The following is a 25,604-nucleotide window of genomic DNA, read 5'->3' on the forward strand; positions in this document are numbered from 1 at the left end:
GCGACGGATCAGCCGCGCAGCAGCGCCATCAGCGCATCGCGCGGCAGCTTGCCGGTCTCGGCGCGCGGCAGCGCCTCCAGGAAGCGGATGCGCCGCGGCAGGAACACCGGGTCCATGGCCGCGCGCAGCGCCGCCAGCAACGCGGCCTCGTCCAGCCCCGGGGCGACCACCACCGCGCCGATGCGGGCCACGCCGCGCTCGTCCGGCGCCAGCTGCGCCATGGCCGCGTCGTGCACGCCCGGGACCGCCAGCAGGCGCGCGGTCAGCTCGCCCAGCGAGGCGCGCTTGCCGGCGATCTCCAGCAGATCGGCCTGGCGCCCGCGCAGCACGAAGCGCCCGCCCTCGTCCACGTCGACCAGGTCCGACAGCACCACCGGCGTGTCCAGGTGCGGCGCCAGCACCTGCGCCCCGTCCGGGCGCGGGCGCACCGCCACGCCCGGCATCGGCGTCCAGGCCGCCTCGCGCGCGGTGCGGCGGTGGGCGACGATGCAGGTCTCGGTGGAGCCGAACACCTCGCACAGCGGTGCGCCGAAGCGTTCCTCGGCCTGGCGCGCCAGCGCCTGCGGCAGCGGCGCGGTGGCCGAGACGATGGCCGCCAGCGGCGGCAGCGCCACGCCCGATTCCACCAGCGCGCGCAGGTGCACCGGGGTGGTCACCAGCACCCGCGGCGCCGGCACCTCGGCCAGCGCGGCGGCCACGTCCTGCGGGAAGAACGGCCGCCCGCCATGCACCGCCACCGGCGCCAGCAGCGGCAGCATCACCGACAGCTCCATGCCGTACATGTGCTGCGGCGGCACCGTGGCGACCACGCTCGCTACCGCCCCCTCCCACAGCGGCGCCAGCGCGGCCAGGTTCTGCGCGGTGGACCGGGCGAAGGCGCCGAGGGTCTTCGGGTACGGCCGCGGCCGCCCGGTGCTGCCGGAGGTGAAGCCGACGATGAACGGCGCGGCGGCCGGCGCCCGCGGCACCGGGCCGTCGGCCTGCGGCAGCGCGTCCGGCAGCGTCCACACCGGGAACGGGGCCTCGACCGCGATGTCGGCCAGCGCGTAGGCCCCGGCGTGGCCCTCCAGCACCTCGGCCACCACCGCCGGCGCCCGCGACGGCGGCAACAGCGTCGTCTGCCCGCGCAGCGCGGCGGCGGCCAGGGCGACGATGAAGCGGTAGCGGTCCTCGCACAGGTTCACCACCTCGCCCGCCGCCGGCAGGCAGGCGGCCAGCCCGCGCACGTGCGCATGGAAGGCGGCCAGCGGCACCGCGGCGTTCCCCCCGTAGGCGAACGGCCGCGCCGCATCGCCCGCGCCGAGCACCACCGGCGGATCCAGGAGGGCGGAAGGAGAGACCGACATGGCAGCGACCCGGCAGCAGACGAAGGCCGCTAGTGTGGCGGCCCGGCGCCGACTTTGCATGCGCCGGCGCGGCGCACTAGCGGCCGGTCCCGGGCCGGCAGGCGCCCCCTCGAGGGCACCCGGGCGCCACCGGTGGCACCCCATTGCGCCGCCCGCCACGGCGCGGCCGCACCGCCGCGGCCAGGACGATGCCACCGGTGCCGGCACGGCCGCGCGCCATCGCCGGGATCGCCTCGCGCGGGGCAGCGCCGCGGCCAGGACGGTGCCACCGCTACACGCCGGGCCGGCGGCGGCGCGAGATCGAGCCGGTCAGCGCGCGCGACTGGGCGCGCTTCCTGTTCGCCTGGCAGCGTCCGCCCGCGGCGGCGCGGCCGCGCCATCGCCGGGATCGCCTCGCCCGGGCACCGCCGCCGCTGCCGGCCGTGACCATCGGCGCAATCGGGCGGGCGGGGCCGCTGCTACCCTTGGCGGCTTGCACCACTTTCCCGGATTTCCCATGCGCCACCTGCCGTCCGCGCTTGCGCTCCTGCTCGTCCCCCTCGTCGCGGCCAGCGCCGCGGCCCAGTCCCCCGCCCCGGCCCTGACCCTGGAACAGGTGATGGCCGATCCGGACTGGATCGGCCCGGCCGTGGAACAGCCGGCATGGCGCTGGGACGGGCGCGAGGTGACCTACCAGCTCAAGCGCGACGGCAGCCCGGTGCGCGACGCCTATGCACAGGCGCTGGACGGCGCCCCGGCGCGGCGCGTGGAGGATGCGGCCCAGGCCGACCTCGACGGCGCCGACCCGGTCTACGACGCGGCGCGCACGCGCATGCTGTTCGTGCGCAACGGCGACGTGTTCCTGCGCGAGCTGCGCGGCGGCCGCCTGCTGCAGCTCACCCGCACCGACGCGCGCGAATCGCGCCCGCAGTTCGCCGCCGACGGCGGGGTGATCTGGCGCGCCGGCAACGACTGGTTCCACTGGTCGCCGGCGGGCACGGTCAGCCAGGTGGGCGTGGTCCGGGCCGAGCGCGACCCGGCGGCGGCGCCCGGCGAGGACGTGCTGCGCGACCACCAGCTGGCGGTGCTGGACACCCTGCGCCGCGACCGCGACCAGCGCCAGGCGTTGCAGGACCAGGACAGCGCCCTGCGCCGCGCCGATCCCACCCGCGCCCAGGCGCCGGTGTACCTGGGTGCGGACGTGGAGATCGTCGACAGTGCGCTGTCGCCGGACGCGCGCCACCTGCTGGTGGTCACCCAGGCCAAGGGCGCCGACGCCGGCAAGGCGGCGATCGTGCCGCAGTACGTCACCGACACCGGCTACGTCAGGCCGCAGGAAGGACGCACCCTGGTCGGGCGCAACGACCCGCTGCCGCAGACCCTGTGGCTGGTGGATGCCGTGGCCGGCAGCGCGCGCCGGCTGGACACCGCGGTGCTGCCCGGCATCGACCGCGATCCGCTGGCGGCGCTGCGCAAGGCCGCCGGCAAGGCACCGCTGAAGGGCGATCGCGCGGTGCGCTTCGAGACCGACGGCGACGGCAGCGGCCCGGCCATCCACTGGAGCGACGACGGCGGCCAGGTGGCGGTGCTGGCCCGCGCGGTGGACAACAAGGACCGCTGGATCGCCACCGTGGACCTGGACAAGGCGGTGCTGCAGCCGCGCCACCGGCTCACCGACGCGGCCTGGATCAACTGGAGCTTCAACGACTTCGGCTGGATGCCGGACAACCGCACCCTGTGGCTGCTGTCCGAGCAGGACGGCCATTCCCACCTGTACACGCTGGCCCCCGGCGGCAAGCCGCAGCAGCGCACCTCCGGCAACTGGGAGGCCTCGCTGCCGCAGCCCGCGCCGGACGGCAGCGCCTTCTTCTTCCTGTGCAACCGCGCCTGGCCGGGCAAGTACGAGCTGTGCCGGCTGGACCTGGGCGATGGCCGCGTGCGCGAGCTCACCGACCTGTCCGGCGTGGAGGGCTATGCGCTCTCGCCCGACGCCAGCCGCGTGCTGGTGGCCTACTCGGGCAGCTACCTGCCAACCCAGCTGGCGCTGGTGGACGCCGTTGGCGGGCCGGCGCGCGTGCTCACCGACACCCGCACCGCCGCGTTCAAGGCCCAGCCCTGGGTCGCCCCGCAGTTCGTGCAGGTGCCGTCCCGGCACGGTGCCGGCAGCGTGTGGGCCAAGTACTACGGCCCGGCCACGCCGGAACCGGGCAGGAAATACCCGATCGTGATGTTCGTGCACGGCGCCGGCTACCTGCAGAACGTGCACATGCAGTACCCGGCCTATTTCCGCGAGCAGATGTTCCACACCCTGCTGGTGCAGCACGGCTACATCGTGCTGGACATGGACTACCGCGGCAGCGCCGGCTACGGCCGCGACTGGCGCACCGCCGTGTACCGCGACATGGGCCACCCGGAGCTGGACGACTACCTGGACGGGCTGGACTGGCTGGTGGCCGACAGGCAGGGCGACCGCGGCCACGCCGGCATCTACGGCGGCAGCTACGGCGGCTTCCTGACCTACATGGCGCTGTTCCGCGCCCCCGGCACGTTCAGGGCCGGCGCGGCGCTGCGCCCGGTGGCCGACTGGATGCACTACAACCACGAGTACACCAGCAACATCCTCAACACGCCCGACCTCGACCCGGAGGCCTACAAGCGCTCCTCGCCGATCGAGTACGCCGCCGGCCTGCGCGACCGCCTGCTGATCGCCCACGGCATGGTCGACGACAACGTGTTCTTCCAGGACTCGGTGGACATGACCCAGAAGCTGATCGAACTGCACAAGGACAACTGGGAGATCGCCCCCTACCCGATGGAGCGCCACGGCTTCACCCGCGCCGATTCGTGGCTGGACGAGTACAAGCGCATCTACCGCCTGTTCGAGGCCGAGCTGAAGTGAGCACGGTGGCGCCCGCGCCGATCCGCATCGTCGTCGCCCTGATCGACGACGGCGCCGGCCGCGCGCTGCTGGTGCGCAAGCACGGCTCGGACACCTTCATCCAGCCCGGCGGCAAGCCCGAGCCGGGCGAGGCGCCGCTGGCGACGCTGGCGCGCGAGCTGGACGAGGAGCTGGGCGTGGCCCTGGTGCCCGGCAGCGCGCGCGACCTGGGCGAGTTCGAGCACGCCGCGGTCAACGAGCCCGGCCGGCGCGTGCGCGCCCAGGCCTTCGCGGTGCGCATCGCCGGGGTCCCGCGGCCGCGGGCGGAGATCGAGGCGCTGCGCTGGATCGCGGCGGCGCCGCCGTACCCGGTGCCGGTCGCCCCGCTCAGCGCCACCTTCCTGCTGCCCCTGCTGCAGCGGAGCGCGGCGCCGGCGCGGCCGGCCACGCCCCGGCCCGCCCCCGCATCGCCACCGGCCGCGGCCGCGCCGCGTTCCAGCTTCGTCACGGTGATGGCGACGCTGTCGCTGGCGCTGGGCGCGCTGGGCGGGGTGTCCGGCCTGCTGCAGGCGCTGGCGCTGGCAGCGCTGCCCGGCGATGCGCTGCTGGGCCCGTTCCTGGCCGCCGGCGTGCCGCTGCCGCCGGTCCTGCGCTGGACGCTGGACCACCTGCAGGCGCTGAACCTGGCCGGCACGCTCGCCTCGGTCGTCATGGCCGGCCTGTCCTGGGGCCTGCTGGCGCGCCGCGAATGGGGCCGGCGCGGCTTCATCGCCCTGCTGGTGCTGGCGGCGCTGGCGAACTTCGTGGCGCTGGCGCTGCTGCCGTCCTTCGCCGGCGCCGGCAACGGCCTGGACGATGCGGCGTTCCGGCAGGTGCAGCAGGCCATGCAGGCGGTGCTGTGGACCGGGGCGCTGGCGGTGGCCGTCCTGCACGGCTGGATCGTGTGGATGCTGTGCCGGCCGGCGATCCGCGCCGAGTTCGCGCCGGCGCGCGGCTGAGGCGGCGCCGGAGCCGCCGCGAACGGCGCGGAGGGCATCCGTACCCGCAGGCCGTCGCGCCGGTGGCGGGGCCCCGGCCGCCGGGGCGCGGCCGCGTGCTGGGCGCCGGCGCCTCCGCGTGCGCTCTCCGGCCATGCCGGCTCGCTCGTCCCGGAACGGCATGGCGATGGCGTCGCCCGGGGTCCAGGGCCCCGGCCCGGGCCACGACCCGGACGGTGCCGGGGACCGGGCCCGGATTTCGTCGGGCAGGTCGCGCCGCAACGTGGCGACGAAGATGCAGTCGCGCTCGCCGGCGGCGCGTTCGTTGGCGTCGGAATGACGCAAGCGCCCAGCGGGTTGCGGGCGGACGCGGACTCGCGCGGATGCCGGCGGCCCGGACCTGCCCTCGGGGGATGCACGGCGATCCGGCGGCATGCCATGGAACCGGGCCATGGGCACCGGCCGGCATGCGACGGGTCCGGAGGCGCAGGGCGCGGGCCGCGGCACGCGGTGGCGACGCCGCGGCCGGTTCCGGCCGGCAGCGCCGGCAGACGGGGCGGGCGGCGCCCGGCCGCCTAGAATTGGCGGCATGGATACCTCCTTCGATCGCGTACGCGACTACCTCACCGGCCTGCAGGACCGCATCTGCGCGGCCATCGAGGCCGTCGACGGCCAGGCCCGCTTCGTCGAGGACCGCTGGCAGCGGCCCGCCGACGCCACGGCCAACGCCGGCCAGCAGGCGGGCGGCAACGACCGCCGCCCGGCTCCCGCCTCCGGCGGCCCGGCCCCCTCCCCTGGCGGCGGCCGCACCCGCGTGCTCAAGGACGGCGCCGTGTTCGAGCAGGCCGGCATCGGCTTCTCCGACGTGTCCGGCAGCCGTCTTCCGCCGTCGGCCAGCGCCCACCGCCCGGAGCTGGCCGGCGCCAGCTGGCGCGCCTGCGGGGTGTCGCTGGTGTTCCACCCGCGCAATCCCTACGTGCCCACCACCCACGCCAACGTGCGCTACTTCCGCGCCGAGCGCGAGGGCCGGCCGGTGGCCGACTGGTTCGGCGGCGGCTTCGACCTGACCCCGTTCTATCCGTTCGAGGAGGACGTGCGCCACTGGCACCGCACCGCGCGCGCGCTGTGCGCGCCGTTCGGCGCCGAGCGCTACGCCGCGCACAAGCGCTGGTGCGACGAGTACTTCTTCCTGCGCCACCGCGGCGAGACGCGCGGCGTCGGCGGCCTGTTCTTCGACGACCTGCACGGCGACTTCGAGCGCGACTTCGCCTACCTGCGCGCGGTCGGCGACGGCTTCCTGGACGCCTACCTGCCGATCGTCGCGCGCCGCAAGGACACGCCCTGGGGCGAGCGCGAGCGCGCCTTCCAGCTGTACCGGCGCGGGCGCTACGTGGAATTCAACCTGGTCTACGACCGCGGCACCCTGTTCGGCCTGCAGAGCGGCGGGCGCGCCGAGAGCATCCTGATGAGCCTGCCGCCGCAGGTGCGCTTCGAGTACGGCTACGCGCCCGAGCCGGGCAGCGCCGAGGCGCGCCTGGCCGACTACCTGGTGCCGCGCGAATGGGACTGAGCCGCCGCGGGGAACCCCAATGATCAGCTTCATCGACGGCGCCGCCGGGCGCATCCAGCTGCTGGTGGAGATGCCGCCGGGCGCGCCGCGCGGCATCGCCATGATCAGCCACCCGCAGCCGCTGCTCGGCGGCAGCCCGATGCACCCGGTGCCGCACGCCATCGCCCGGCACGTGCGCCAGGCCGGCTGGATCGCGGTGCGGCCCAGCTTCCGCGGCGTGGACGGCAGCGAGGGCCGCTACACCGGCGGCCCGGGCGAGGCCGACGACGCCGCGCGCATCGCCGCCCACCTGCGCGGCGACCATCCCGGCCTGCCGCTGGCGCTGGTCGGCTTTTCCTTCGGCGCGCACGTGTACGCGCGGCTGGCCTGCCGCCTCGAGGCCGAGGCGCCGGCCGCCGCCATCGTGTTGCTCGGCCTGCCGGTGGGCGACGTGCCGTCCGGGCGCGGCTTCACCGCCCAGCCGTTGCCGGCGCGCACCCTGCTGCTGCACGGCGAGTGCGACGCGATGGCGCCGCTGGAGAACCTGATGGCCTGGGCGCGCGGCGAGCGCCGGCCGGTCGCGGTGTTCGCCGGCGCCGACCATTTCTTCAAGGGCTGCCTGCCGCAGGCGCTGGCCTGGATGCAGTCGGTGCTCGACCGCGCGGCACGGCCGCCCGCCTGAACCGCCTCCTCGGCGCGGCGGGGACCGGCGCCGGAAACGACGACGGCCGCTTCCGCGGCCGTCGTCAGGAGGCGCTCGCGCGAACGCGGGCTACAGCGCCGCCTCGATCTCCGGCAGCAGCTTGAACAGGTCGCCGACCAGGCCGATGTCGGCGATCTCGAAGATCGGCGCCTCGGCATCCTTGTTGATCGCCACGATCGTGCCGGCGTCCTTGATGCCGGTCAGGTGCTGGATCGCACCGCTGATGCCCACCGCCACGTACAGCTCCGGGGCGATGATCTTGCCGGTCTGGCCGACCTGCAGGTCGCTGGGCACGTAGCCGGCGTCCACCGCCGCGCGCGAGGCGCCCACCGCCGCGCCGAGCTTGTCGGCCAGCGCGTAGATCACCTTGAAGTTCTCCGCCGAGCCGACGCCGCGGCCGCCGGAGACCACGCGCTTGGCGCTCTGCAGGTCGGGGCGGTCGGACTGCCCGCTCTGCAGGCCCAGGTAGCGGGTGTGGGTGGGCAGGGCCACGTCCACGCTGGCCGCCTCGACGGGCGCGTTGCCGCCCTTGGCGGCCTCCGGCCAGGACGCGGTGCGCACCGTGGCCACCACCACCGTGCCGGCCGGCACTTCCACGGTGATGATCGCGTTGCCGGCGTAGATCGGGCGCTTGAAGGTGCGCTCGCCTTCCACCGCCATCAGGTCGGAGACCTGGTTGACCCCGAGCAGGGCGGCCACCACCGGCAGCAGGTCCTTGCCGAAGGTGGTGGAAGGGGCGAACACGTGGGTGTAGCCGCCGGCCTTGGCCAGCGCGGCGATCTGCGGGCCGAGCACCTGGGCCACGGCATGGGCATCGGCCGGGTTGGCGACGGCCAGCACCTTGCCGACGCCGGCGAGCTGCGCGGCCTCGGCGGCGACGGCGGCCGGCTCGGCGGCCAGCACCAGCACCTCGATGGCCTCGGGGTGGAGGGCGGCCGCGGCGCTCACGCTGCGCGCGGTGGAGGCATTGAGGCGGCCGTCGGCGTGTTCGGCGATGACGAGGACTTTGGACATGGGGAGGGGTTCCTTATCGCAATGGGGGGTGTATAAGAGACATGGCGATGACGAGGACTTTGGACATGGGGAGGGGTTCCTTATCGCAATGGGGGCGGGACGAGGGGCGCGGGCGCTCAGGCCAGGCCCTTGGCCTTGAGCGCGGCCACCAGCTCGGCCGCGTCCTTGACCATCACCCCCTTGCTGCGCTTGGCCGGCGGCGCATAGTGGGTGATCGCCAGCTCGGGGCCGGCGTCCACGCCCAGCTCCGCCAGCTGCAGCGTCTCGATCGGCTTGCTCTTGGCCTTCATGATGTCCGGCAGCTTGATGAAGCGCGGCTCGTTCAGGCGCAGGTCGGTGGTGACCACCGCCGGCAGGTCCACTTCCAGCGTCTCCAGGCCGGCATCGACCTCGCGGGTGACCGTGGCCTTGCCGCCCTCGATCTCCAGCTTGCTGGCGAAGGTGGCCTGCGGCCGGCCCCACAGCGTGGCCAGCATCTGCCCGGTCTGGTTGGCGTCGTCGTCGATGGCCTGCTTGCCCAGGATCACCAGGTCCGGCTGCTCCTTCTCGATCAGCTTGAGCAGCGTGCGCGCGGCCTGCAGCGGCTGCACCGCCTGGTCGGCGACCACGTGGATGGCGCGGTTGGCGCCCATCGCCAGGCCGTTGCGCAGGTGCGCCTGGGCATCGGCCGGGGCGATCGTGGCGACCACGACCTCGGCGGCGATGCCCTTGTCGCGCAGGCGCAGGGCCTCCTCCAGCGCGATCTCGTCGAACGGGTTGGGCGAGAGCTTGACGCCCTCGGTGACCACGCCGGTGCCGTCCGGCTTGACTTGGATGCGGACGTTGTAGTCCACCACGCGCTTGTAGGCGACCAGTACCTTCAGACTCATGCGTTGCTGCCTTCCTGTTTGTGGAGTCGTTTGCCGAGGGTGCGGATGATGCTGGAAAAATCCAGCGCGCCGTTGCCGTCGTCGCTGTGCAGGCGGTACAGCTGCTGCGCCAGCGCCCCCAGCGGGGTGGCCGCGGCGGCGGCCAGGGCCGCCTCCTGCGACAGCCCCAGGTCCTTGAGCATCAGGTCGCTGCCGAACCCGCCGCTGTAGCCGCGCGTGGCCGCCGAGCCGTCCTGTACCCCGGGCCATGGATTGTAGACCTCGAGGCTCCAGTTCCGCCCGGAGCTCTTGAGCATGATCTCCGAGAGCACCTTCGGGTCCAGGCCGTGCGCCACGCCCAGGTTCAGCGCCTCGGCGGTGCCGATCATGTGGATGCCCAGCAGCATGTTGTTGGCGATCTTGGCGACCTGGCCGGCACCGGCGGCACCGGCGTGGAAGATGTTCTTGCCCATGGCCTGCAGGTACGGCATCGCCCGGGCCAGGGCGCTGTCCTCGCCGCCGACGATGAAGGTCAGGGTGCCGGCCTGGGCCCCGGCGGTGCCGCCGGAGACCGGCGCGTCGAGCATCTGCAGGCCGCGCTCGGCCGCCGCCGCGGCCACGGCCTTGGCGCTGGCCGCATCGATCGTGCTCGAGTCGATCAACAGGGTGCCCGGGGCGACCTGGGCGATCAGCCCGTCCGCGCCGAGGTAGAGCCCGCGCACGTGCTTGCCGGCCGGCAGCATGGTGATGACCACCTCGGCCCCCGCCACCGCCTCGGCGGCGCTGGCCGCGGCCCGGGCGCCGGCCGCGGCCAGGCGCGCGACCGCCTCGGCGGACAGGTCGAACACGGTCAGCGCATGGCCGGCCTTGCACAGGTTCTGGGCCATCGGCCCGCCCATGTTGCCGAGGCCGATGAAAGCGATCTGGGTCATTGCGGAACCTCCCGTCGTGGATCGTGTGGTGTCAGCCCAGGTCGGCCAGCGGATGGGCGCCGGCCGGCCAGGGAGCGTCGAAGAAGCCTTGCAGCCAGCGCGCGTCGGCGCCGGCCAGGGTGGCCGGGCGCCAGTGCGGCGTGCGGTCCTTGTCGATCAGCAGCGCGCGGATGCCCTCGCCGAAGTCGCCGCTGGCCGCGCAGTGCAGCGAGACCAGGTATTCCATGCGGAAGGTGTCGGCCAGCGAGAGCAGGTGGGCGCGGCGCTGCATTTCCCAGGACAGGCGCAGCGAGCCGGGCGCGCCGGCCGCCATCGTCTTCTGCGCGCGGGCGATCCACGGGTCGGCATCCGGCAGCGCGGCGATGGCCGCCACCGCCTCCTCCACGGTGGCGTGCCGGCAGGCGTCGCTGAGCGCGTCGAAATGGCGGCGCAGCGGGCCGTGCTCCAGCGCCAGGGCGAAGCCGCGCAGGGCGGCGTCGAGCAGGCGCTCGTCGTGCGCGCGCGCGCCTTGCCAGTCGAGCGCGCGCAGCGCCGCGAACACCTCCTCCTGGCGCGCGCCGGCGATGGCGTGGTCGGCCAGCCCGGCGAAGATCGCATCGCCCGCGTCGAGCTGGGCGGCGGTCAGCGCCAGGAAGCGGCCGGTGCGGCCGGGCACGCGGTCCAGCAGCCAGCTGCCGGCCACGTCCGGGTACAGGCCGATGCCCACCTCCGGCATGGCCAGGCGCGAGGTCTCGGTGACCACGCGATGGCTGGCGCCGGCCATCAGGCCGATGCCGCCGCCCATCACGTAGCCGTGGCCCCAGCACAGCAGCGGCTTGGCGTAGGTGTGGATGCGGTAGTCGAGCCGGTACTCGGCCTCGAAGAACGCCCGGGCGTAGGCGTTGTCGCGCACGTCCGTGCTGCCGCTGGCGCGGAAGTCGAGGATGGCGCGGTACAGCGCCTGCAGGTCGCCGCCGGCGCAGAACGCCTTGGGCCCGTTGCCGCGCAGGATCACCAGGGCGATCGCCGGGTCGTCCTCCCAGGCGACCAGGCGCTCGCCCAGGGCCCGCGCCATCGGCAGCGAGACGCCGTTGAGCGTGGCCGGCGAGTCCAGCGTGGCCACCCCGATGCGGCGGCCGTTGCCCGCCTCCCAGGTCTCGAACACGACCGCCGCGTCGGTGTCCGCCATCAGCCGTCCACCCAGGCCGGTTCGCGCTTGTCCAGGAACGCGGCCACGCCCTCCTTCTGGTTGGCGCCGTCGAACAGGTCGACGAAGGCCTCGCGCTCGAGCACCAGGGCGCCGGCGTGGCTGCCGCTGCGCGCGGCCTGGATCAGCTTCTTCGAGGCAGCCACGCTGTCCGGGCTCTGGCGCCCGGCCTTGCGCGCCCACTGCACGGCGCGCGCCAGCGCGCTGCCGGTGGGCACCACCTCCTCGACCAGGCCGATGCGCAGCGCGGTGTCCGCATCGACCCGCTCGCCGAGCAGGATCATGCGCTTGGCCCAGCCCTCGCCGACCAGCCGGGTCAGGTTCTGGGTGCCGCCGGCGCACGGCAGCAGGCCCACCGATGCTTCCGGCAGCGCCAGCTGCGCCTGCTGCTCGGCGATGCGCAGGTCGCAGGCCAGCGCCACTTCCAGGCCGCCGCCCATGGCGTAGCCGTTGATCGCGGCGATGGACACCCCGCGGAACGCGCTCAACGCCTCGAAGGCACGGCCGAAGGCGCGTGCGGCGGCGCGCGCGGCGGCCTTGTCGCCGGAGGCGAACTGCTTGAGGTCGGCGCCGGCGGAGAAGAACTTGGCGCCGCGGCCGGTGACCACCAGCGCATACACGCTGCGGTCGGCGTCGAGCGCGGCGACCAGGTCGTGCAGCGCCTGCAGGCTGTGCACGGTCCAGGTATTGGCCGGCGGGTTGTCCAGGGTGACCACCGCCACGTGGCCGTCGCGGGCCACGTCCAGGCCGGTCCAGGACGCGTTCTCCCAGGCGCTCATCGCAGTTCCTCCTCGGTGGTGAGCAGGTGGCGCGCCACGATCAGGCGCATCACCTCGTTGGTGCCTTCCAGGATGCGATGCACGCGCGCGTCGCGCAGCAGCCGCTCGACCGGGTATTCGCGGATGTAGCCGTAGCCGCCGTGCAGCTGCAGCGCCTCGTCGCAGACCTGGAAGCCGACGTCGGTGGCGAAGCGCTTGGCCATCGCGCACCACACGGTCTTGTCCGGCGCATCGGCATCGAGCTTGCGCGCGGCGGTGTGCACCATCTGCCGGGCCGCGACCAGGTGGGTGGCCATGTCGGCCAGGCGGAACTGCAGCGCCTGGAACTCGGCCAACGGCTTGCCGAACTGGCGGCGCTGGCCCATGTAGCGGCGCGCCGCGTCCAGCGCGCCCTGGGCGGCGCCCAGCGAGCACGCGGCGATGTTGATGCGGCCGCCGTCCAGGGCCTTCATCGCCAGCTTGAAGCCCTCGCCCTCGCGGCCGAGCAGGTTGCCGGCCGGCACGCGCACGCCCTCGAAGGTGATGCCGCGGGTGGGCTGGCTGTTCCAGCCCATCTTGTCCTCCTTGCGCCCGTAGGTGATGCCGGGTGCGTCGGCGGGGACCACCAGCGCGCTGATGCCGCCGGCACCGGCGCCGCCGGTGCGCGCCATCACCACCAGCACGTCGGTGGCGCCGGCGCCGGAGATGAACGCCTTGCTGCCGTCGATCACGTACTCATCGCCCTCGCGCACCGCGCGGGTCTTGAGCGAGGCGGCGTCCGAGCCGCTGCCCGGTTCGGTCAGGCAGTACGATCCCAGCGCCCGGCCGCTGGCCAGCAGCGGCCCCCAGTGCGCGCGCACCTCCTCGCGGGCATGGGCGACCAGCAGCCAGGTGACCATGTTGTGGATGCTCAGGAACGCCGAGGTGGACGGATCCACCGCGGCCAGTTCCTCGAACACCACCGCGGCATCCAGCCGCCTCATGCCCAGCCCGCCCACGTCCTCGGCGGTGTACATGCCGCAAAAACCCAGCTCGGCCGCCTTGGCGATGGCCTCGCGCGGGAACTCGCCTTCCGCGTCCCACTGCGCGGCGTACGGGGCCAGCTCGCGTTCGGCGAAATCGCGGGCGGCCTCGCGGAAGGCCTGCTGCTCCTCGCTCAGGCCGATGGCGTCGTCGGGCAATTGCATGGCGGCGTTCATGGCGTCCTCCCCGGATGGGTCACTTCAGGCTGATGGTGGTGTTGACGCCGTGGCCCAGCGTCTCGTCGTCGAACCAGCGCGCGGTCACCGTCTTGGTCTGGGTGTAGAAGGTGACCACCTGCTTGCCGTACGGGCCCAGGTCGCCGAGCTTGGAGGCGCGCGAGCCGGTGAAGGAGAACAGCGGCACCGGCACCGGGATCGGCAGGTTGATGCCGACCTGGCCGACGTCGATGTCCTCCTGGAAGCGGCGCGCGGCGGCGCCGGACTGGGTGAACACCGCGGTGCCGTTGCCGTTCGGGTTGGCGTTGACCAGGGCGATCGCCTCGTCCAGCGTGTCCACGTCCAGGATCACCAGCACCGGGCCGAAGATCTCCTCGTCGTAGATGCGCATGCCCGGCTTGACCCCGGAGAAGATGGTCGGGCCGACGAAGTTGCCGTGCTCGTAGCCGGGCACCTGCGGATTGCGCCCGTCCAGCTCCAGCGTGGCACCCTGGGCCACGCCCGATTCGATCAGACCCTCGATGCGGCTGCGCGCGGCGCAGGAGATCACCGGGCCGACATCGGTCCCGGGCTCGGTGCCGGCGCTGACCTTCAGCGTCTTCGCCTTGGCGACCAGGTCGGCGATCCACGCCCTGGTCTCGCCCACCAGCACCAGCGTGGAGGCGGCCATGCAGCGCTGGCCGGCCGCGCCGAACGCGGCCCCGGCGATCGCGTTGAGGGTCTGCTCCTTGTTGGCGTCCGGCAGCACCACGGCATGGTTCTTGGCGCCCATCATGCATTGCACGCGCTTGCCGGCCTGCGAGGCGCGGTGGTAGACGTGGGTGCCCACGCGGGTGGAGCCGACGAAGGACACCGCCTTGATGTCGGGGTGGTCGCAGATCGCGTTGACCACGTCCTCGCCGCCGTGGACGACGTTGAGCACGCCCTTGGGGATGCCGGCCTCCAGCGCCAGCTCGACCAGGCGCATGGTCACCATCGGGTCCTGCTCGGACGGCTTGAGCACGAAGGTGTTGCCGGTGGCGATCGCCATCGGGAACATCCACAGCGGGATCATCGCCGGGAAGTTGAACGGGGTGATGCCGGCGCACACGCCCAGCGGCTGCAGCAGGGTGTAGGTGTCCACGCCGCTGGCGACGTTGTTGGCCAGCTCGCCCAGCTGCAGGTTGCCGATCGCGGCGGCGTGCTCGACCACCTCCAGCCCGCGGAACACGTCGCCCTCGGCATCGGGCAGGGTCTTGCCCTGCTCGGCGGTGAGCAGCGCGGCCAGTTCCTTCATGTGCTCGCGGATCAGCTGCTGGTACTTGAGGAAGATGCGCGCGCGGGTGCCGATCGAGGTCTTGCGCCAGGTCTTGAAGGCCTCGCGGGCGGCGGCGACGGCGGCGCCCACCTCCTCCTGGGTGGCGAACGGCACCTGCGCCAGCACCTGCTGGGTGGCGGGATTGATCACGTCGCGCCACTGGCCGGTCGTGGACGTCACGAACTGGCCGTCGATCAGCAACGGAATGCGGGGCGGGGCGCTCTGGGTCATCGCGGTGCTCGTTTCTGGGGCGGATGGCTTCGCATTGTTCGCAGCCTGGTTCAGGCCGGGAATAGCTTGATTCGCTTAATCCTGCGAACATCCACGCATCTCTTGCGAATGTTGCGAACGATGGACGAGATCCCGCGCCACCTGGGTGTGCGCCTGCAGCGCCTGCGCGAGCGGCGCGGCCTGAGCCAGGCCGCGCTGGCGCGCGCGCTGCGGCTCTCGCCGAGCTACCTGAACCAGATCGAGCGCAACCAGCGTCCGCTGACGCTGGCCGTGCGCCTGCGCCTGGAGGCGCTGTTCGGCCATGTCCCGGAACTGGACGGCGACGACGACCCGGCGGCGCTGGCAGCCGAGCTGCGCGGCGTGCTGGCCGACGTCGGCCATGGCGGCGTGTCCCAGGCCGAGCTGAAGGCGCTGGCGGCCAACCAGCCGGAGATGGCGCGGGTGATGATCGAGCTGCACCGCGCCCAGCGCGCCAACAAGGACCGCGCCGACGCGCTGGCGCAGCAGCTGGGCGCGGCCGAGCAGTCGCCGGCCTGGCGCCCGGATGCCGGCGAGCAGGTGCGCGACTACTTCAACCGCCGCCAGAACCATGTCGCCGAGCTGGACGACCTGGCCGAGGCGCTGGCGCGCGACCACGGCCTGGTGCCCGGGCAGATGGCCCCGCGCATCCGCCAGCGCCTGCTCGACCGCCACGGCGTGCTGGTGGAGGCCGTGCCCGGCGAGGTGCACGGCGTGGCCCACGGCAAGCGCGGCTACGATGCCGGCGCGCGCGTGCTGTACCTGCCCGACTACCTCAAGCCCGGCCAGCAGGCGTTCCAGATGGCGGCCCAGCTCGCGCTGCTGGAACAGGGCGCGCTGATCGACCGGCTGATCGCCGACGCCGGCTTCGACGACGCCGAGCGCATCGCCCAGGCGCGCATCGGCCTGTCCAACTATTTCGCCGGCGCGCTGGTGATGCCCTACGGCGAGTTCCTGCGCAGCGCCGAGGCCAGCCGCTACGACATCGAATGGCTGGCCCAGCGCTTCGGCGTCGGCTTCGAGGCGGTGTGCCATCGCCTGTCCACCCTGCACCGGCGCGGCATGCCCGGCCTGCCGTTCTTCTTCGTGCGCGTGGACCGGGCCGGCAACGTCTCCAAGCGCCATTCGGCCACCGATTTCCACTTCTCCCACGTCGGCGGCTCGTGCCCGCTGTGGATCGTGTACGAGGCCTTCAACCAGCCCGGCCGCGTGCTCACCCAGGTCGCGCGCATGCCCGACGGCCGCCGCCACTTCTGGCTCGCGCGCCAGGTCAGCTCGGGCCCGGCCGGCTACGGCCAGCCCCGCAAGACCTTCGCCGTCAGCCTCGGCTGCGACCTGCACCTGGCCGACCGGCTGGTCTACGCCCAGGGCCTGGACCTGCACAATCCCGGCCGGGTCACCGCGATCGGCCCGGGCTGCAAGGTCTGCGAACGCCGCGACTGCGTGCAGCGCGCGTTCCCGGCGCTGCGGGACCTGGGCGACCGGCCGGCGACGCCGCCCGCGGTGCGGTGAGCGGCCGCGGCCCGATCTGCCGGGCGCGAGCTGGCCGAAAAGCCGCGCATGCCCGCCGCAGCGCCCGATGCCGCCGCGACGCCTTGTCACCCCGGGGCGGCAGGGATCCGGGCGCGCCCTCTTGGCCCGCCCGTCACGCCCGGGCTTCCATGATCCGAAGCCGTGGCCGCCGAGCGGCGATGCAAGGAGAAATCCGGTGAACAAGCTTCCAGCAGGCGCATGGGTGGTGGTGGCCGACGGCGTGGGCGCGCGGGTGTTCCGCGTCGTCGACGGCGAACGCCCGGTCACGCTCGAACCGGAGGAACGGCTCGTGCTGCAACCGGACGATGCCCAGGGGCCGTCCGGGATCGTCCCCGACGAGATGACCCCGGAGCAGCTGCGCGAGGCCACCTTCGTCAAGCAACTGGCCAAGGGCCTGAACCACGGCGCGACGACCGGCCAGTACGCCCACCTGGTGCTGGTCGCCGATCCGCGCACGCTGGGTACGCTGCGCCCGCTGCTCGACCCGCAGGCCGACGAGAGGATCGTGCTGGAGATCCACAAGACCCTGACCGGCGCGACCCTGGATGCGATCGAGCGCGAAATCGCCACCGCCGCACGACAGGCGTCCTAGCGGACCTCGCAGGGCGAGGGTGGTGCGCGACGAGCCCGGGCTCACCGCAGCTGAATCGGCGTCCGGCCGCGAGCCCGGGGACTTGGCTTCGCGGGCCGGCCATGGCAGACTATGCGGCCTGCGACATTGCCCCGTCGCCAAGTGGTAAGGCACCTGACTCTGACTCAGGCATTCGGTGGTTCGAATCCATCCGGGGCAGCCACATTCCAGAAGGCCCGATCCGACGGATCGGGCCTTCTTCGTTTGCGGCCATCGGTGTCCCGCGTGCCCCGATACGGCCGGCAGCGCGGCGGCGTTCGCCGAGGACCGGCCGCCGTTCGGAACGCAGGCATGCCCGCACGCGGCCGGGGGCGCAGCGTCTCCATCCGCCTGCCGCTATCGGCTCCTGTCGCGGCGGACGCCATGCCATCGCCATCGCGCCGCGGCTGTCGCGACGTCCCGATGGTCGCACCGCCACCTCGCACCACTCCGCACGAGACACCATGCGGCAGAAATCCGGCGGCAAACCGGCCGGCCCAGACCCCGCGCGACCGAATCCATGCTGGCCGCGTGCCAACGCCGTGCATCCGGCATGCCATCCCATTTCGATACAGGCCCCGGAGCGTTCCCGCCCCTTCTTCGTCCTCACGAAACGACGGGGACCCATGGCTTCAACCCAACTCAGAGACGCGGCGAGGTGCAAGCGATCCGGCACCGGGAAACGAGCATCGAGTCCATGCCCGGCATCACGTTGATGCCGCGCATCGGCCGCCCTCCTATTCGATCCAAACCCCGCGATGGTCCCGATCTTCCCGATCCACGGAGCGACAGGAACTGCATGGCTTCGCACCTCATCCGCGAGGCACTGCGAGACGCCGCAATGCCGGCACCCGGAAACGAGCATCGAGTCCATGCCCGGCAGCGCGCCGATGCCGCGTATCGAGCCGCCCTCCCATTCGATCCAGACCCCGCGGTGGTCCCGATCTCCCCGATCCACGGGGCGACAGGAACTGCATGGCTTCGCACCCCATCCGCGAGACGCCGCAAAGCACCGCAATCCCGACGGCGGTAAACGAGCATCGAGTCCACGCGCGGCGATGCACCCACGCCGCGCGCCCACGCCGTGGGCCCGGGTCCGGGTCGGTCATCCCATTCGATGCAAACGCGGTGCGGTCCCAGCCTTCGCGGTTCGCACGAAACCACAGCGACCGCATGGCTTCGTCACCCACCTGCGCAACGCCGCGCGGCGCAGCAATCCCGGCATCAGTAAACGAGGGGCGCACCGCCAGCGGCGAACGCACGCGCGGGCCAGCGCGGCGTGAAGCGCCGCCGCCGCACGATGTCGCCGGCCCATGACAACGACCCGCGCCGCCCGCACGGGTGCAGTTGCTCGCCCCTATCCGGCGCACCAGGCGATGCGACAACAGGCCTGGGCCCGGCCGGCCGGCGCCGGCACGCGCCACGACGAGGCACGCATCGCGCCACCGCCCCGTCTCGCCAGGCCACAAACGACGAAAGCCCGGCCGGAGCCGGGCTTTCGCGTACACCCGCCGGCGGCCAGGGCCGCCGGACCGGGTACGGATCAGCGCTTGGAGAACTGGGTCGCGCGGCGGGCCTTGTGCAGGCCGACCTTCTTGCGCTCGACCTCGCGCGCGTCGCGGGTCATGAAGCCCGCCTTGCGCAGCTCGATCTTCAGCGACTCGTCGTACTCGACCAGGGCGCGGGCGATGCCCAGGCGGATCGCACCGGCCTGGCCGGTGGTGCCGCCGCCGATGGCGGTCACGGTGATGTCGAAGTTCTCGGTGTTCTGGGTCAGTTCCAGCGGCTGGCGCACGATCATGCGCGCGGTCTCGCGGCCGAAGAACTCGTCCAGCGGACGACCGTTGACGGTGATGTTGCCGGTACCCTTGCGCAGGAACACGCGGGCGGTGGAAGACTTGCGACGGCCGGTGCCGTAGTTCTGAGAGATGGCCATTGTGTTTACCTTGGAAGTCCGCCGTTAGATGTCCAGCACCTGCGGCTGCTGCGCCGCATGCGGGTGCTCGGAGCCCTTGTAGACCTTGAGCTTGCGGTACATCGCCCGGCCCAGCGGCCCCTTGGGCAGCATGCCCTTGACGGCGATCTCGATGACCCGCTCGGGATGGCGCTCAAGCGCCTCGGCCAGCGTCTCGGTCTTCAGGTTGCCGATGTAGCCGGTGAAGCGGTGGTACAGCTTGTCGCTGAGCTTCTTGCCGGTCACGGTGATCTTCTCGGCGTTGATCACCACCAGGTAATCGCCGGTGTCGACGTGCGGGGTGTAGACGGGCTTGTGCTTGCCGCGCAGGCGGCGGGCCAGTTCGGTGGACAGACGGCCCAGCGTCTTGCCCGTGGCGTCGACGACGTACCAGTCGCGCTGGACGGTCTCGTTCTTGGCGATGAAAGTGCTCATGTGCGGACTCGCGGTTGTCGGGCTGGTTCGGCCGCCGGCCGAACGTCGCCTCGCGTTGTGGATGGTGCGAAGCCGGCAATCATACCGGCCCTGGATTCGGCGCGCAAGTCAAGCCCTGCCTGCGGCTGGCGGGCCACGGCCGCGGCGGCGAGAATCCCCTTCCTTATCCGCACCGGAGCCGCGATGGACGCCCGCTACCTGCAGACCCCGCTGGACCGATGGTTGACCGAGGCCCAGCGCGCCCTGGACACGGTGTTCGGGTGCCCGGCCGCCGCCCGCCCGTACCCGGCCGGGGACGCGCCGGCCCCGGCGCTCGACGCCGGCGAGCGCCGCCATGCCGCCGGACTGATGCGCATCAATCACGTCGGCGAGGTCTGCGCCCAGGGCCTGTACTTCGGCCAGGCCGCCGTGGCCCGCGACGACGCCACGCGCGAGCACCTGCTCGAGGCCGCGCAGGAGGAGACCGACCACCTGGCCTGGTGCGCGCGCCGGCTGCGGGAACTGGACAGCCGCCCGAGCCTGTTCAACCCGCTGTGGTATGCCGGCAGCTACGCGATCGGCACCCTGGCGGGGCTGCGCGGCGACGGCTGGAACCTGGGCTTCGTGGTGGAGACCGAGCGCCAGGTGGAGGCACACCTGGACGAGCACCTGCACACGCTGCCGGCGGCCGACCGGCGCAGCCGCGAGGTCGTCGCGGTGATGAAGGCCGACGAGGCCCGCCATGCCGACAACGCCGAACAGGCCGGCGCGCGCGTGCTGCCGCCGCCGATCCCGGCACTGATGGCCGCCGCCTCGGCGCTGATGAAGACCATCGCCTACCGGCTCTGAGGACATCCCGGCCCCATCCGGAGCAGGGCCCCGGTTGCCGGGTCGCTCCGAAGCCATGGAACCGGAGGCCGCCGGGGCCCGGGGGCGCGGCGCTCGCCCGGCAGGCTTCGGGGCAGGCGCACGCCGCCGGATCGGCTACGACGCCAGCTTCAGGCCGATCACGCCGGCCACGATCAGCCCGATGCAGGCCAGCCGCATCGGCGAGGCGCTCTCGCCGAACAGCACGATGCCCAGCGTGGCGATGCCCAGCGCCCCGATCCCGGTCCAGACCGCATAGGCCGTGCCGATCGGGATGCGACCCATGGCGCGGGTGAGCAGCCACAGGCTGGCGGCCGCGCCGGCCACGGTGGCCAGGCTGGGCCACAGCCGGGTGAAGCCCTGGCTGTACTTGAGCGACAGGGCGAACACGATCTCGAACGCGCCGGCGAGCATCAGGTAGATCCAGGCCATGTGTCTTGCTTCCTCCTCGTGAAACGGAAGCGGCCCGGCGCTTTCGCACCGGGCCGCCGTCGGCGACGGGCTGCGGCGCCGGCCGCAGGGCGGGTCGTCCCGCCATGGCTGCCGCCCGCAGGCGGCGCCGGGATCACTCCACCAGGTTGCGCCCGTGGAACAGTTCCTCGATCTCGCGCTTGAGCAGCGCCTCGATCTTCATGCGCTCCTTGAAGGACAGGTTCTTGGCCTTCTCCTCGAACAGGTACTGGTCCAGGTCGAAGTCCTTCAGGTGCATCTTGGTGTGGAAGATGTTCTCCTGGTAGACGTTGACGTCGATCATCTCGTAGCGCGACTTGATGTTCTTGGCCAGGAAGTTCTGGATCGAGTTGATCTTGTGGTCGATGAAGTGCTTCTTGCCCTTCACGTCGCGGGTGAAGCCGCGGATCCGGTAGTCCATGATCACGATGTCCGATTCCAGACTCTCGATCAGGTAGTTCAGCGCCTTCAGCGGCGAGATCACCCCGCACGTGGCCACGTCGATGTCGGCGCGGAACGTGGCGATGCCCTCCTGCGGATGGGTCTCCGGATAGGTGTGCACGGTGATGTGGCTCTTGTCCATGTGCGCCACCACCGCGTCGGAGATCAGCTCCTTGCCGGCCTGCTTCTTGTCGATCACCGGTTCCTCGGAGATGAGGATGGTCACCGACGCGCCCTGCGGGTCGTAGTCCTGGCGCGCGATGTTGAGGATGTTGGCGCCGATGATCTCGGCCACGTCCGTCAGGATCTGCGTCAGGCGGTCCGCATCGTACTGTTCATCGATATACTCGATATATCGCTGACGCTCTTCCTCGGTACGCGCATAACAGACATCATAGATGTTGAAGCTCAACGCCTTGGTGAGGTTGTTGAAACCTTGCAACCTCAGGCGAGGCAATGGCTTGACCACGGGGCCTGTCCTCAGGGGAGATGGGTAACGTGCAATTATGCGCCAATCGGCGCCCCGGCGGTGAAGGCCCGGGCGCGGCCGCGGCGTGGCAGCGTCCCAACCGTTAAGTTTCAGGATCCGACCACGATCATGATCAAACCCGGGCTTTCCCCCCTGCTGCCGGCCATGCGCGGTGCCGCCGCCAGCCCGCTCGCCCTGGAAGCGTCCACCATCGACCGCTTCCTTCTGCACAGCCACCGCCGCCGCTACCCGGCGCGCGCCGACGTGTTCCGCCCCGGCGATCCGGCCAGCACCCTCTATTACGTGATCAGCGGCTCGGTCAGCATCATCGCCGAGGAAAACGAGGACCGCGAACTGGTGCTGGGCTACTACGGCCCCGGCGAGTTCGTCGGCGAGATGGGCCTGTTCGTGGCCACCGGCGAGCGCGAGGTGATCCTGCGCACGCGCACGGTCTGCGAGCTGGCCGAGATCAGCTACGAGCGCCTCAACCAGCTGTTCCAGGGGCCGCTGGCCGGCGATGCCGCCAAGCTGCTCTACGCGATCGGCGTGCAGCTCTCGCGCCGGCTGATGTCCACCAGCCGCAAGGCCAGCCGGCTGGCGTTCCTGGACGTGACCGACCGCATCGTGCGCACCCTGCACGACCTGGCGCGCGAGCCGGAGGCGATGACCCACCCGCAGGGCACCCAGCTGCGCATCTCCCGCCAGGAGATCGCCCGCCTGGTCGGCTGCTCGCGCGAGATGGCCGGGCGCGTGCTCAAGAAGCTGCAGGCCGACGGCGTGCTGCACGCGCGCGGCAAGACCCTGGTGCTGTATGGCACCCGCTGAGGCGGGCGACCGGGCGCCGGGACGGTGCCGGTGAATGACGCCGTCGCCGTCGCCGCGCTGATCGCCTTGCCGCTGCTGTGGCTGGGCGGCGGCCTGCTGCTGTGGCGCCCGCTCAAGCGCCGCCAGCGTGAGGGCCGCGCCGGCGGCGCGCTGGCCTGGCTGGCGCTGGCCTGGCTGCTGGCCGGCATCGTGTTCGTGTTCGCCGGCGGCGCGCTGGTGCTGCATCGCCTGGCCACGGCCTGGCCGGCGGCCTGACGATCGTACCGGTCGCGCTCAGGGGGCCGGCGCGGAGGTCGCGGCCGGCGGCGCGCCGCCGCGATCGGCGCAGCCCCAGTTGAGGAGCGGCGTGCCCGGCGGCAGCACCTGGCGGAAGAAGGCCTCGCGCGAGCGCTTGGGGTTGACCACCACCGGCGCGGCCGCGGCCAGCAGCAGCGGCAGGTCCGCGGTGCTGTCGGAATAGGCCACGGCGATGTCGCCGTAGCCGCGTTCGCGCAGCATGCGCATCTTCTCCTCGCTGTGGCAGTGGCGGCGGGCCACCACCGCGCCGAACGCGGGCCCCACCTGGCTGCCGATCACCGGCACGTCCTGCTCGGCCACGAAGCCCAGGATCGCCCGCGCCAGTTCCGGCGGCGCGCCGGTGGCCACCACCACGCGGTCGCCGGCGGCGCGGTGGCGCCTGAGCACCGCCAGCGCCACCGGCAGCAGGCGGCGGCGGATGCCGGCTTCGTGGGTGAGCACGTACTGGTCGATGACGCGGTTGAACTCGCGCCGGTAGCGCATGCCGAAGCTGGCGATCCACACGTAGCCGGAAATGCCGTAGCGGCGCGTGGGCAGGAACGCCACCAGCGGCCCCAGCAGCGGCGTGAGCAACAACGCCACCAGCAGGCGCAGCGGGTTGCGCGCGAGCATCCAGGCGAACAGGTGGCTGCCGGAATCGCCGTCGTAGAGGGTGTGGTCGAAATCGAACACCACCAGCGGCGCGTCGGCGGCCGGGGTCGGGTACGGCCCGCTCATGCGCCGGACTGGAACAGCTCGCGCAGCGCCTCGCCGGGCTCCTCGGCGCGCATGAAGGCCTCGCCGACCAGGAAGGCATTGACGCCCTGGCTGCGCATGCGCTGCACGTCGACCGGGCCGAGGATGCCGCTCTCGGTGACCAGCACGCGATCGCGCGGCACCGCGTCCTTCATCGACAGGGTGGTGTCCAGCGAGACCTGGAAGGTGCGCAGGTTGCGGTTGTTGATGCCCAGCAGCGGCGCCGGCACCTGCAGGGCGCGCTCGAGCTCGTCGATGTCGTGCACCTCCACCAGCACGTCCATGTCCAGCTCCAGCGCCAGCCCGGACAGGTCGGCCAGCTGGACGTCGTCCAGCGCGGCCACGATCAGCAGGATGCAGTCCGCTCCCAGGGTGCGGGCCTCGTACACCTGGTACGGATCGATGGTGAAGTCCTTGCGCAGCACCGGCAGCGTGCAGGCCTCGCGCGCGGCCTGCAGGTAGGCATCGGCGCCCTGGAAGAAATCCACGTCGGTCAGCACCGACAGGCAGGCGGCACCGCCGAACTCGTAGCTCACCGCGATATCGGCCGGATGGAACTCCGGGCGGATCACGCCCTTGGACGGGCTGGCCTTCTTGACCTCGGCGATCACCGCCGCCTCGCCGTCGGCGATGCGCTCGCGCAGGGCGGCGGCGAAGCCGCGCGGCGGCGAGGCATCGGCGCTGCGCGCCCGGAGCTCGTCCAGCGGCACGCGGGCACGGCGGGCGGCGACCTCCTCGGCCTTGCGGGTCAGGATCTTGTGCAGGATATCGGTCATTGCGGCAGGCGGACGGACCACGAACGGACCCGCCCATTCTGGCACGCGTGCGCCGTGCCGCCTTCATCCGGGGCCGCGGACACGCTTCGCGCAAGGCGCCGCCACGCCGCGCCGGTGTCCCCCGGAACCGGCTCGGGCATCGCCGCCGCGTGCCGGTGCGGCATCCCGCTGCCCGCCGGTGCAGGCGCCGTCGCCGGCGCCGCGGAACGCACGCCCGCCGCGCGCAGGCGCGAAGGCCGGCACGCGCCAGGGCAGTGCCCGGCGATCACGCGATTCACGCCGCCGGCTGCGCCAAGGCACGGGTGCAGGCGACGTACTCGTCGAGCTTGGCGCGCGCGCGCCCGTCGGCGATGGCCGCGCGCGCCAGTTCGATGCCGGCGGCGACGCTGTCGGCCACGCCGGCCACGTACAGCGCGGCGCCGGCGTTGAGCACGACGATGTCGCGCGCCGGGCCGGGCCGGTCGGCGAGCACGTCCAGCAGCATCGCCCTGGATTCGGCCGGATCGGCGACCCGCAGGTTGCGGCTGGCGGACATGGCGATGCCGAAGTCCTCCGGATGCAGGTCGTATTCGCGCACCTGGCCGTCGCGCAGCTCGCCGACCAGCGTGGACGCGCCCAGCGAGAGCTCGTCCATGCCGTCGCGGCCCCACACCACCAGGGCGCGCTCGGCGCCCATGCGCTGCAGCACGCGCGCCTGGATGCCGACCAGGTCCGGGTGGAACACGCCCATCAGGATGCTCGGCGCGCCGGCCGGGTTGGTGAGCGGGCCGAGGATGTTGAACAGCGTGCGCACGCCCATCTCGCGGCGCACCGGCGCGACCACCTTCATCGCCGGATGGTGCACCGGCGCATACATGAAGCCGATGCCGGTGCGCGCGATCGCCTGCGCCACCTGCCCGGGCTGCAGGTCCACCACCGCGCCCAGCGCCTCCACCGCGTCGGCGCTGCCGGAGCGGGAGGACACGCTGCGGTTGCCGTGCTTGGCCACGCGCCCGCCGGCCGCGGCGACCACGAACATCGCGCAGGTGGAGATGTTGAAGGTCTGCGCGCCGTCGCCGCCGGTACCGACGATGTCTACCAGGTGGCGGCGGTCGGCGACCTCGACCTTGCGCGAGAACTCGCGCATCACCTCGGCGGCGCCGGCGATCTCGCCGACGGTCTCCTTCTTGACCCGCAGGCCGGTGAGGATGGCCGCGGTCATCAGCGGCGATACCTCGCCGCGCATGATCTGGCGCATCAGGTCGACCATCTCGTCGTGGAAGATCTCGCGGTGTTCGATGGCGCGCTGCAGGGCTTCCTGCGGGGTGATGGGCATGGG

General features: G+C 72.7%; 23 protein-coding genes, 1 tRNA gene and 1 pseudogene. 10 read left to right on the plus strand and 15 right to left on the minus strand.

Annotated elements, in window-relative coordinates:
• Positions 1 to 8: 8 nt before the first annotated feature.
• Positions 9 to 1,346 carry an AMP-binding protein gene (locus BN3794_RS14200; RefSeq protein WP_066098297.1) on the minus strand — a complete coding sequence of 446 codons (1,338 nt, stop codon included), beginning with the start codon at positions 1,344 to 1,346 and terminating at the stop codon, positions 9 to 11.
• Positions 1,347 to 1,842: 496 nt separating this feature from the next.
• Between BN3794_RS14200 and BN3794_RS14205 the strand changes: the two genes are divergently transcribed.
• The 4 genes and pseudogenes from BN3794_RS14205 to BN3794_RS14220 all read left to right on the plus strand — a co-directional run bounded on the left by BN3794_RS14205 (position 1,843) and on the right by BN3794_RS14220 (position 7,411).
• Positions 1,843 to 4,224, plus strand: a complete 2,382-nt coding sequence (locus BN3794_RS14205; RefSeq protein WP_066098299.1) for a S9 family peptidase — start codon at positions 1,843 to 1,845, stop codon at positions 4,222 to 4,224.
• Positions 4,225 to 4,229: 5 nt separating this feature from the next.
• Positions 4,230 to 4,613 (plus strand): annotated as a pseudogene (locus BN3794_RS16890) (NUDIX hydrolase); the annotation flags it as partial.
• A gap of 1,156 nt (positions 4,614 to 5,769) precedes the next feature.
• On the plus strand, positions 5,770 to 6,750 hold the full coding sequence (gene hemF / locus BN3794_RS14215; RefSeq protein WP_066098301.1) for an oxygen-dependent coproporphyrinogen oxidase: 981 nt from the start codon (positions 5,770 to 5,772) through the stop codon (positions 6,748 to 6,750).
• A gap of 19 nt (positions 6,751 to 6,769) precedes the next feature.
• Positions 6,770 to 7,411, plus strand: coding sequence for an alpha/beta hydrolase (locus tag BN3794_RS14220; protein WP_066098303.1), 642 nt, complete (start codon positions 6,770 to 6,772; stop codon positions 7,409 to 7,411).
• Positions 7,412 to 7,501: 90 nt separating this feature from the next.
• Here BN3794_RS14220 and BN3794_RS14225 read toward each other — a convergent pair whose 3' ends face one another.
• The 7 genes from BN3794_RS14225 to BN3794_RS14255 all read right to left on the minus strand — a co-directional run bounded on the left by BN3794_RS14225 (position 7,502) and on the right by BN3794_RS14255 (position 14,897).
• Positions 7,502 to 8,446, minus strand: coding sequence for an electron transfer flavoprotein subunit alpha/FixB family protein (locus tag BN3794_RS14225; RefSeq protein ID WP_066098305.1), 945 nt, complete (start codon positions 8,444 to 8,446; stop codon positions 7,502 to 7,504).
• Positions 8,447 to 8,562: 116 nt separating this feature from the next.
• Positions 8,563 to 9,309, minus strand: a complete 747-nt coding sequence (locus BN3794_RS14230) for an electron transfer flavoprotein subunit beta/FixA family protein (protein WP_066098934.1) — start codon at positions 9,307 to 9,309, stop codon at positions 8,563 to 8,565.
• 2 nt (positions 9,310 to 9,311) lie between these two features.
• Positions 9,312 to 10,226, minus strand: coding sequence for a 3-hydroxyisobutyrate dehydrogenase (mmsB, locus tag BN3794_RS14235; protein WP_066098307.1), 915 nt, complete (start codon positions 10,224 to 10,226; stop codon positions 9,312 to 9,314).
• A 31-nt stretch (positions 10,227 to 10,257) separates the two neighbouring features.
• Complete coding sequence (locus BN3794_RS14240) at positions 10,258 to 11,394, minus strand: enoyl-CoA hydratase/isomerase family protein (protein ID WP_066098309.1); 1,137 nt, start codon at positions 11,392 to 11,394, stop codon at positions 10,258 to 10,260.
• On the minus strand, positions 11,394 to 12,191 hold the full coding sequence (locus BN3794_RS14245) for an enoyl-CoA hydratase (RefSeq protein WP_066098311.1): 798 nt from the start codon (positions 12,189 to 12,191) through the stop codon (positions 11,394 to 11,396). The genes BN3794_RS14240 and BN3794_RS14245 overlap by 1 nt, the downstream gene beginning before the upstream one ends.
• Complete coding sequence (locus BN3794_RS14250) at positions 12,188 to 13,369, minus strand: acyl-CoA dehydrogenase family protein (protein ID WP_066098313.1); 1,182 nt, start codon at positions 13,367 to 13,369, stop codon at positions 12,188 to 12,190. The genes BN3794_RS14245 and BN3794_RS14250 overlap by 4 nt, the downstream gene beginning before the upstream one ends.
• 19 nt (positions 13,370 to 13,388) lie before the next feature.
• Positions 13,389 to 14,897 (minus strand): CoA-acylating methylmalonate-semialdehyde dehydrogenase, encoded by a 1,509-nt coding sequence (locus tag BN3794_RS14255; protein ID WP_066098315.1) that lies wholly within the window; start codon positions 14,895 to 14,897, stop codon positions 13,389 to 13,391.
• 120 nt (positions 14,898 to 15,017) lie between these two features.
• Between BN3794_RS14255 and BN3794_RS14260 the strand changes: the two genes are divergently transcribed.
• The 3 genes from BN3794_RS14260 (at position 15,018) to BN3794_RS14270 (ending at position 17,242) form a co-directional block, all read left to right on the plus strand.
• Entirely contained in the window at positions 15,018 to 16,427 is a 1,410-nt protein-coding gene (locus tag BN3794_RS14260; protein WP_147675787.1) for a short-chain fatty acyl-CoA regulator family protein, read from the plus strand.
• Positions 16,428 to 16,623: 196 nt separating this feature from the next.
• The gene (locus BN3794_RS14265) at positions 16,624 to 17,040 is read left to right on the plus strand and encodes a host attachment protein (protein WP_160330932.1); all 417 of its coding nucleotides are present in this window, start codon (positions 16,624 to 16,626) and stop codon (positions 17,038 to 17,040) included.
• A gap of 127 nt (positions 17,041 to 17,167) precedes the next feature.
• Positions 17,168 to 17,242, plus strand: a tRNA-Gln gene (locus BN3794_RS14270).
• Positions 17,243 to 18,601: 1,359 nt separating this feature from the next.
• On the opposite strand, the gene rpsI is transcribed toward BN3794_RS14270, so the two are convergent.
• Together rpsI and rplM are read right to left on the minus strand one after the other, a co-directional pair.
• Positions 18,602 to 18,994 (minus strand): 30S ribosomal protein S9, encoded by a 393-nt coding sequence (rpsI, locus tag BN3794_RS14275; RefSeq protein WP_066098322.1) that lies wholly within the window; start codon positions 18,992 to 18,994, stop codon positions 18,602 to 18,604.
• Between the two features lie 24 nt (positions 18,995 to 19,018).
• Complete coding sequence (rplM, locus tag BN3794_RS14280) at positions 19,019 to 19,447, minus strand: 50S ribosomal protein L13 (protein WP_066098324.1); 429 nt, start codon at positions 19,445 to 19,447, stop codon at positions 19,019 to 19,021.
• Between the two features lie 183 nt (positions 19,448 to 19,630).
• Here rplM and coq7 point away from each other — a divergent pair, with 183 nt between their 5' ends.
• On the plus strand, positions 19,631 to 20,275 hold the full coding sequence (coq7, locus tag BN3794_RS14285; RefSeq protein WP_066098326.1) for a 2-polyprenyl-3-methyl-6-methoxy-1,4-benzoquinone monooxygenase: 645 nt from the start codon (positions 19,631 to 19,633) through the stop codon (positions 20,273 to 20,275).
• A 135-nt stretch (positions 20,276 to 20,410) separates the two neighbouring features.
• Here coq7 and sugE read toward each other — a convergent pair whose 3' ends face one another.
• Both sugE and speD read right to left on the minus strand, forming a co-directional pair.
• Positions 20,411 to 20,725 carry a quaternary ammonium compound efflux SMR transporter SugE gene (sugE, locus tag BN3794_RS14290; RefSeq protein WP_066098329.1) on the minus strand — a complete coding sequence of 105 codons (315 nt, stop codon included), beginning with the start codon at positions 20,723 to 20,725 and terminating at the stop codon, positions 20,411 to 20,413.
• A 133-nt stretch (positions 20,726 to 20,858) separates the two neighbouring features.
• The gene (gene speD / locus BN3794_RS14295; protein WP_066098331.1) at positions 20,859 to 21,653 is read right to left on the minus strand and encodes an adenosylmethionine decarboxylase; all 795 of its coding nucleotides are present in this window, start codon (positions 21,651 to 21,653) and stop codon (positions 20,859 to 20,861) included.
• A 165-nt stretch (positions 21,654 to 21,818) separates the two neighbouring features.
• Between speD and crp the strand changes: the two genes are divergently transcribed.
• Complete coding sequence (crp, locus tag BN3794_RS14300; protein ID WP_066098333.1) at positions 21,819 to 22,478, plus strand: cAMP-activated global transcriptional regulator CRP; 660 nt, start codon at positions 21,819 to 21,821, stop codon at positions 22,476 to 22,478.
• A 30-nt stretch (positions 22,479 to 22,508) separates the two neighbouring features.
• Complete coding sequence (locus BN3794_RS14305; protein ID WP_147675788.1) at positions 22,509 to 22,733, plus strand: hypothetical protein; 225 nt, start codon at positions 22,509 to 22,511, stop codon at positions 22,731 to 22,733.
• 18 nt (positions 22,734 to 22,751) lie between these two features.
• Here BN3794_RS14305 and BN3794_RS14310 read toward each other — a convergent pair whose 3' ends face one another.
• The 3 genes from BN3794_RS14310 to trpD all read right to left on the minus strand — a co-directional run bounded on the left by BN3794_RS14310 (position 22,752) and on the right by trpD (position 25,601).
• Positions 22,752 to 23,492, minus strand: a complete 741-nt coding sequence (locus tag BN3794_RS14310) for a haloacid dehalogenase-like hydrolase (protein WP_066098335.1) — start codon at positions 23,490 to 23,492, stop codon at positions 22,752 to 22,754.
• A complete protein-coding gene (gene trpC / locus BN3794_RS14315) occupies positions 23,489 to 24,286 on the minus strand; it encodes an indole-3-glycerol phosphate synthase TrpC (RefSeq protein ID WP_066098337.1) in 798 nt (265 codons plus the stop codon). Before trpC ends, BN3794_RS14310 begins: the two co-directional genes overlap by 4 nt.
• 274 nt (positions 24,287 to 24,560) lie before the next feature.
• Positions 24,561 to 25,601 (minus strand): anthranilate phosphoribosyltransferase, encoded by a 1,041-nt coding sequence (trpD, locus tag BN3794_RS14320; RefSeq protein WP_066098339.1) that lies wholly within the window; start codon positions 25,599 to 25,601, stop codon positions 24,561 to 24,563.
• Between the last annotated feature and the right edge of the window lie 3 nt (positions 25,602 to 25,604).

It is taken from the genome of Xanthomonas massiliensis (genome assembly GCF_900018785.1).
GTDB lineage: Bacteria > Pseudomonadota > Gammaproteobacteria > Xanthomonadales > Xanthomonadaceae > Xanthomonas_B > Xanthomonas_B massiliensis.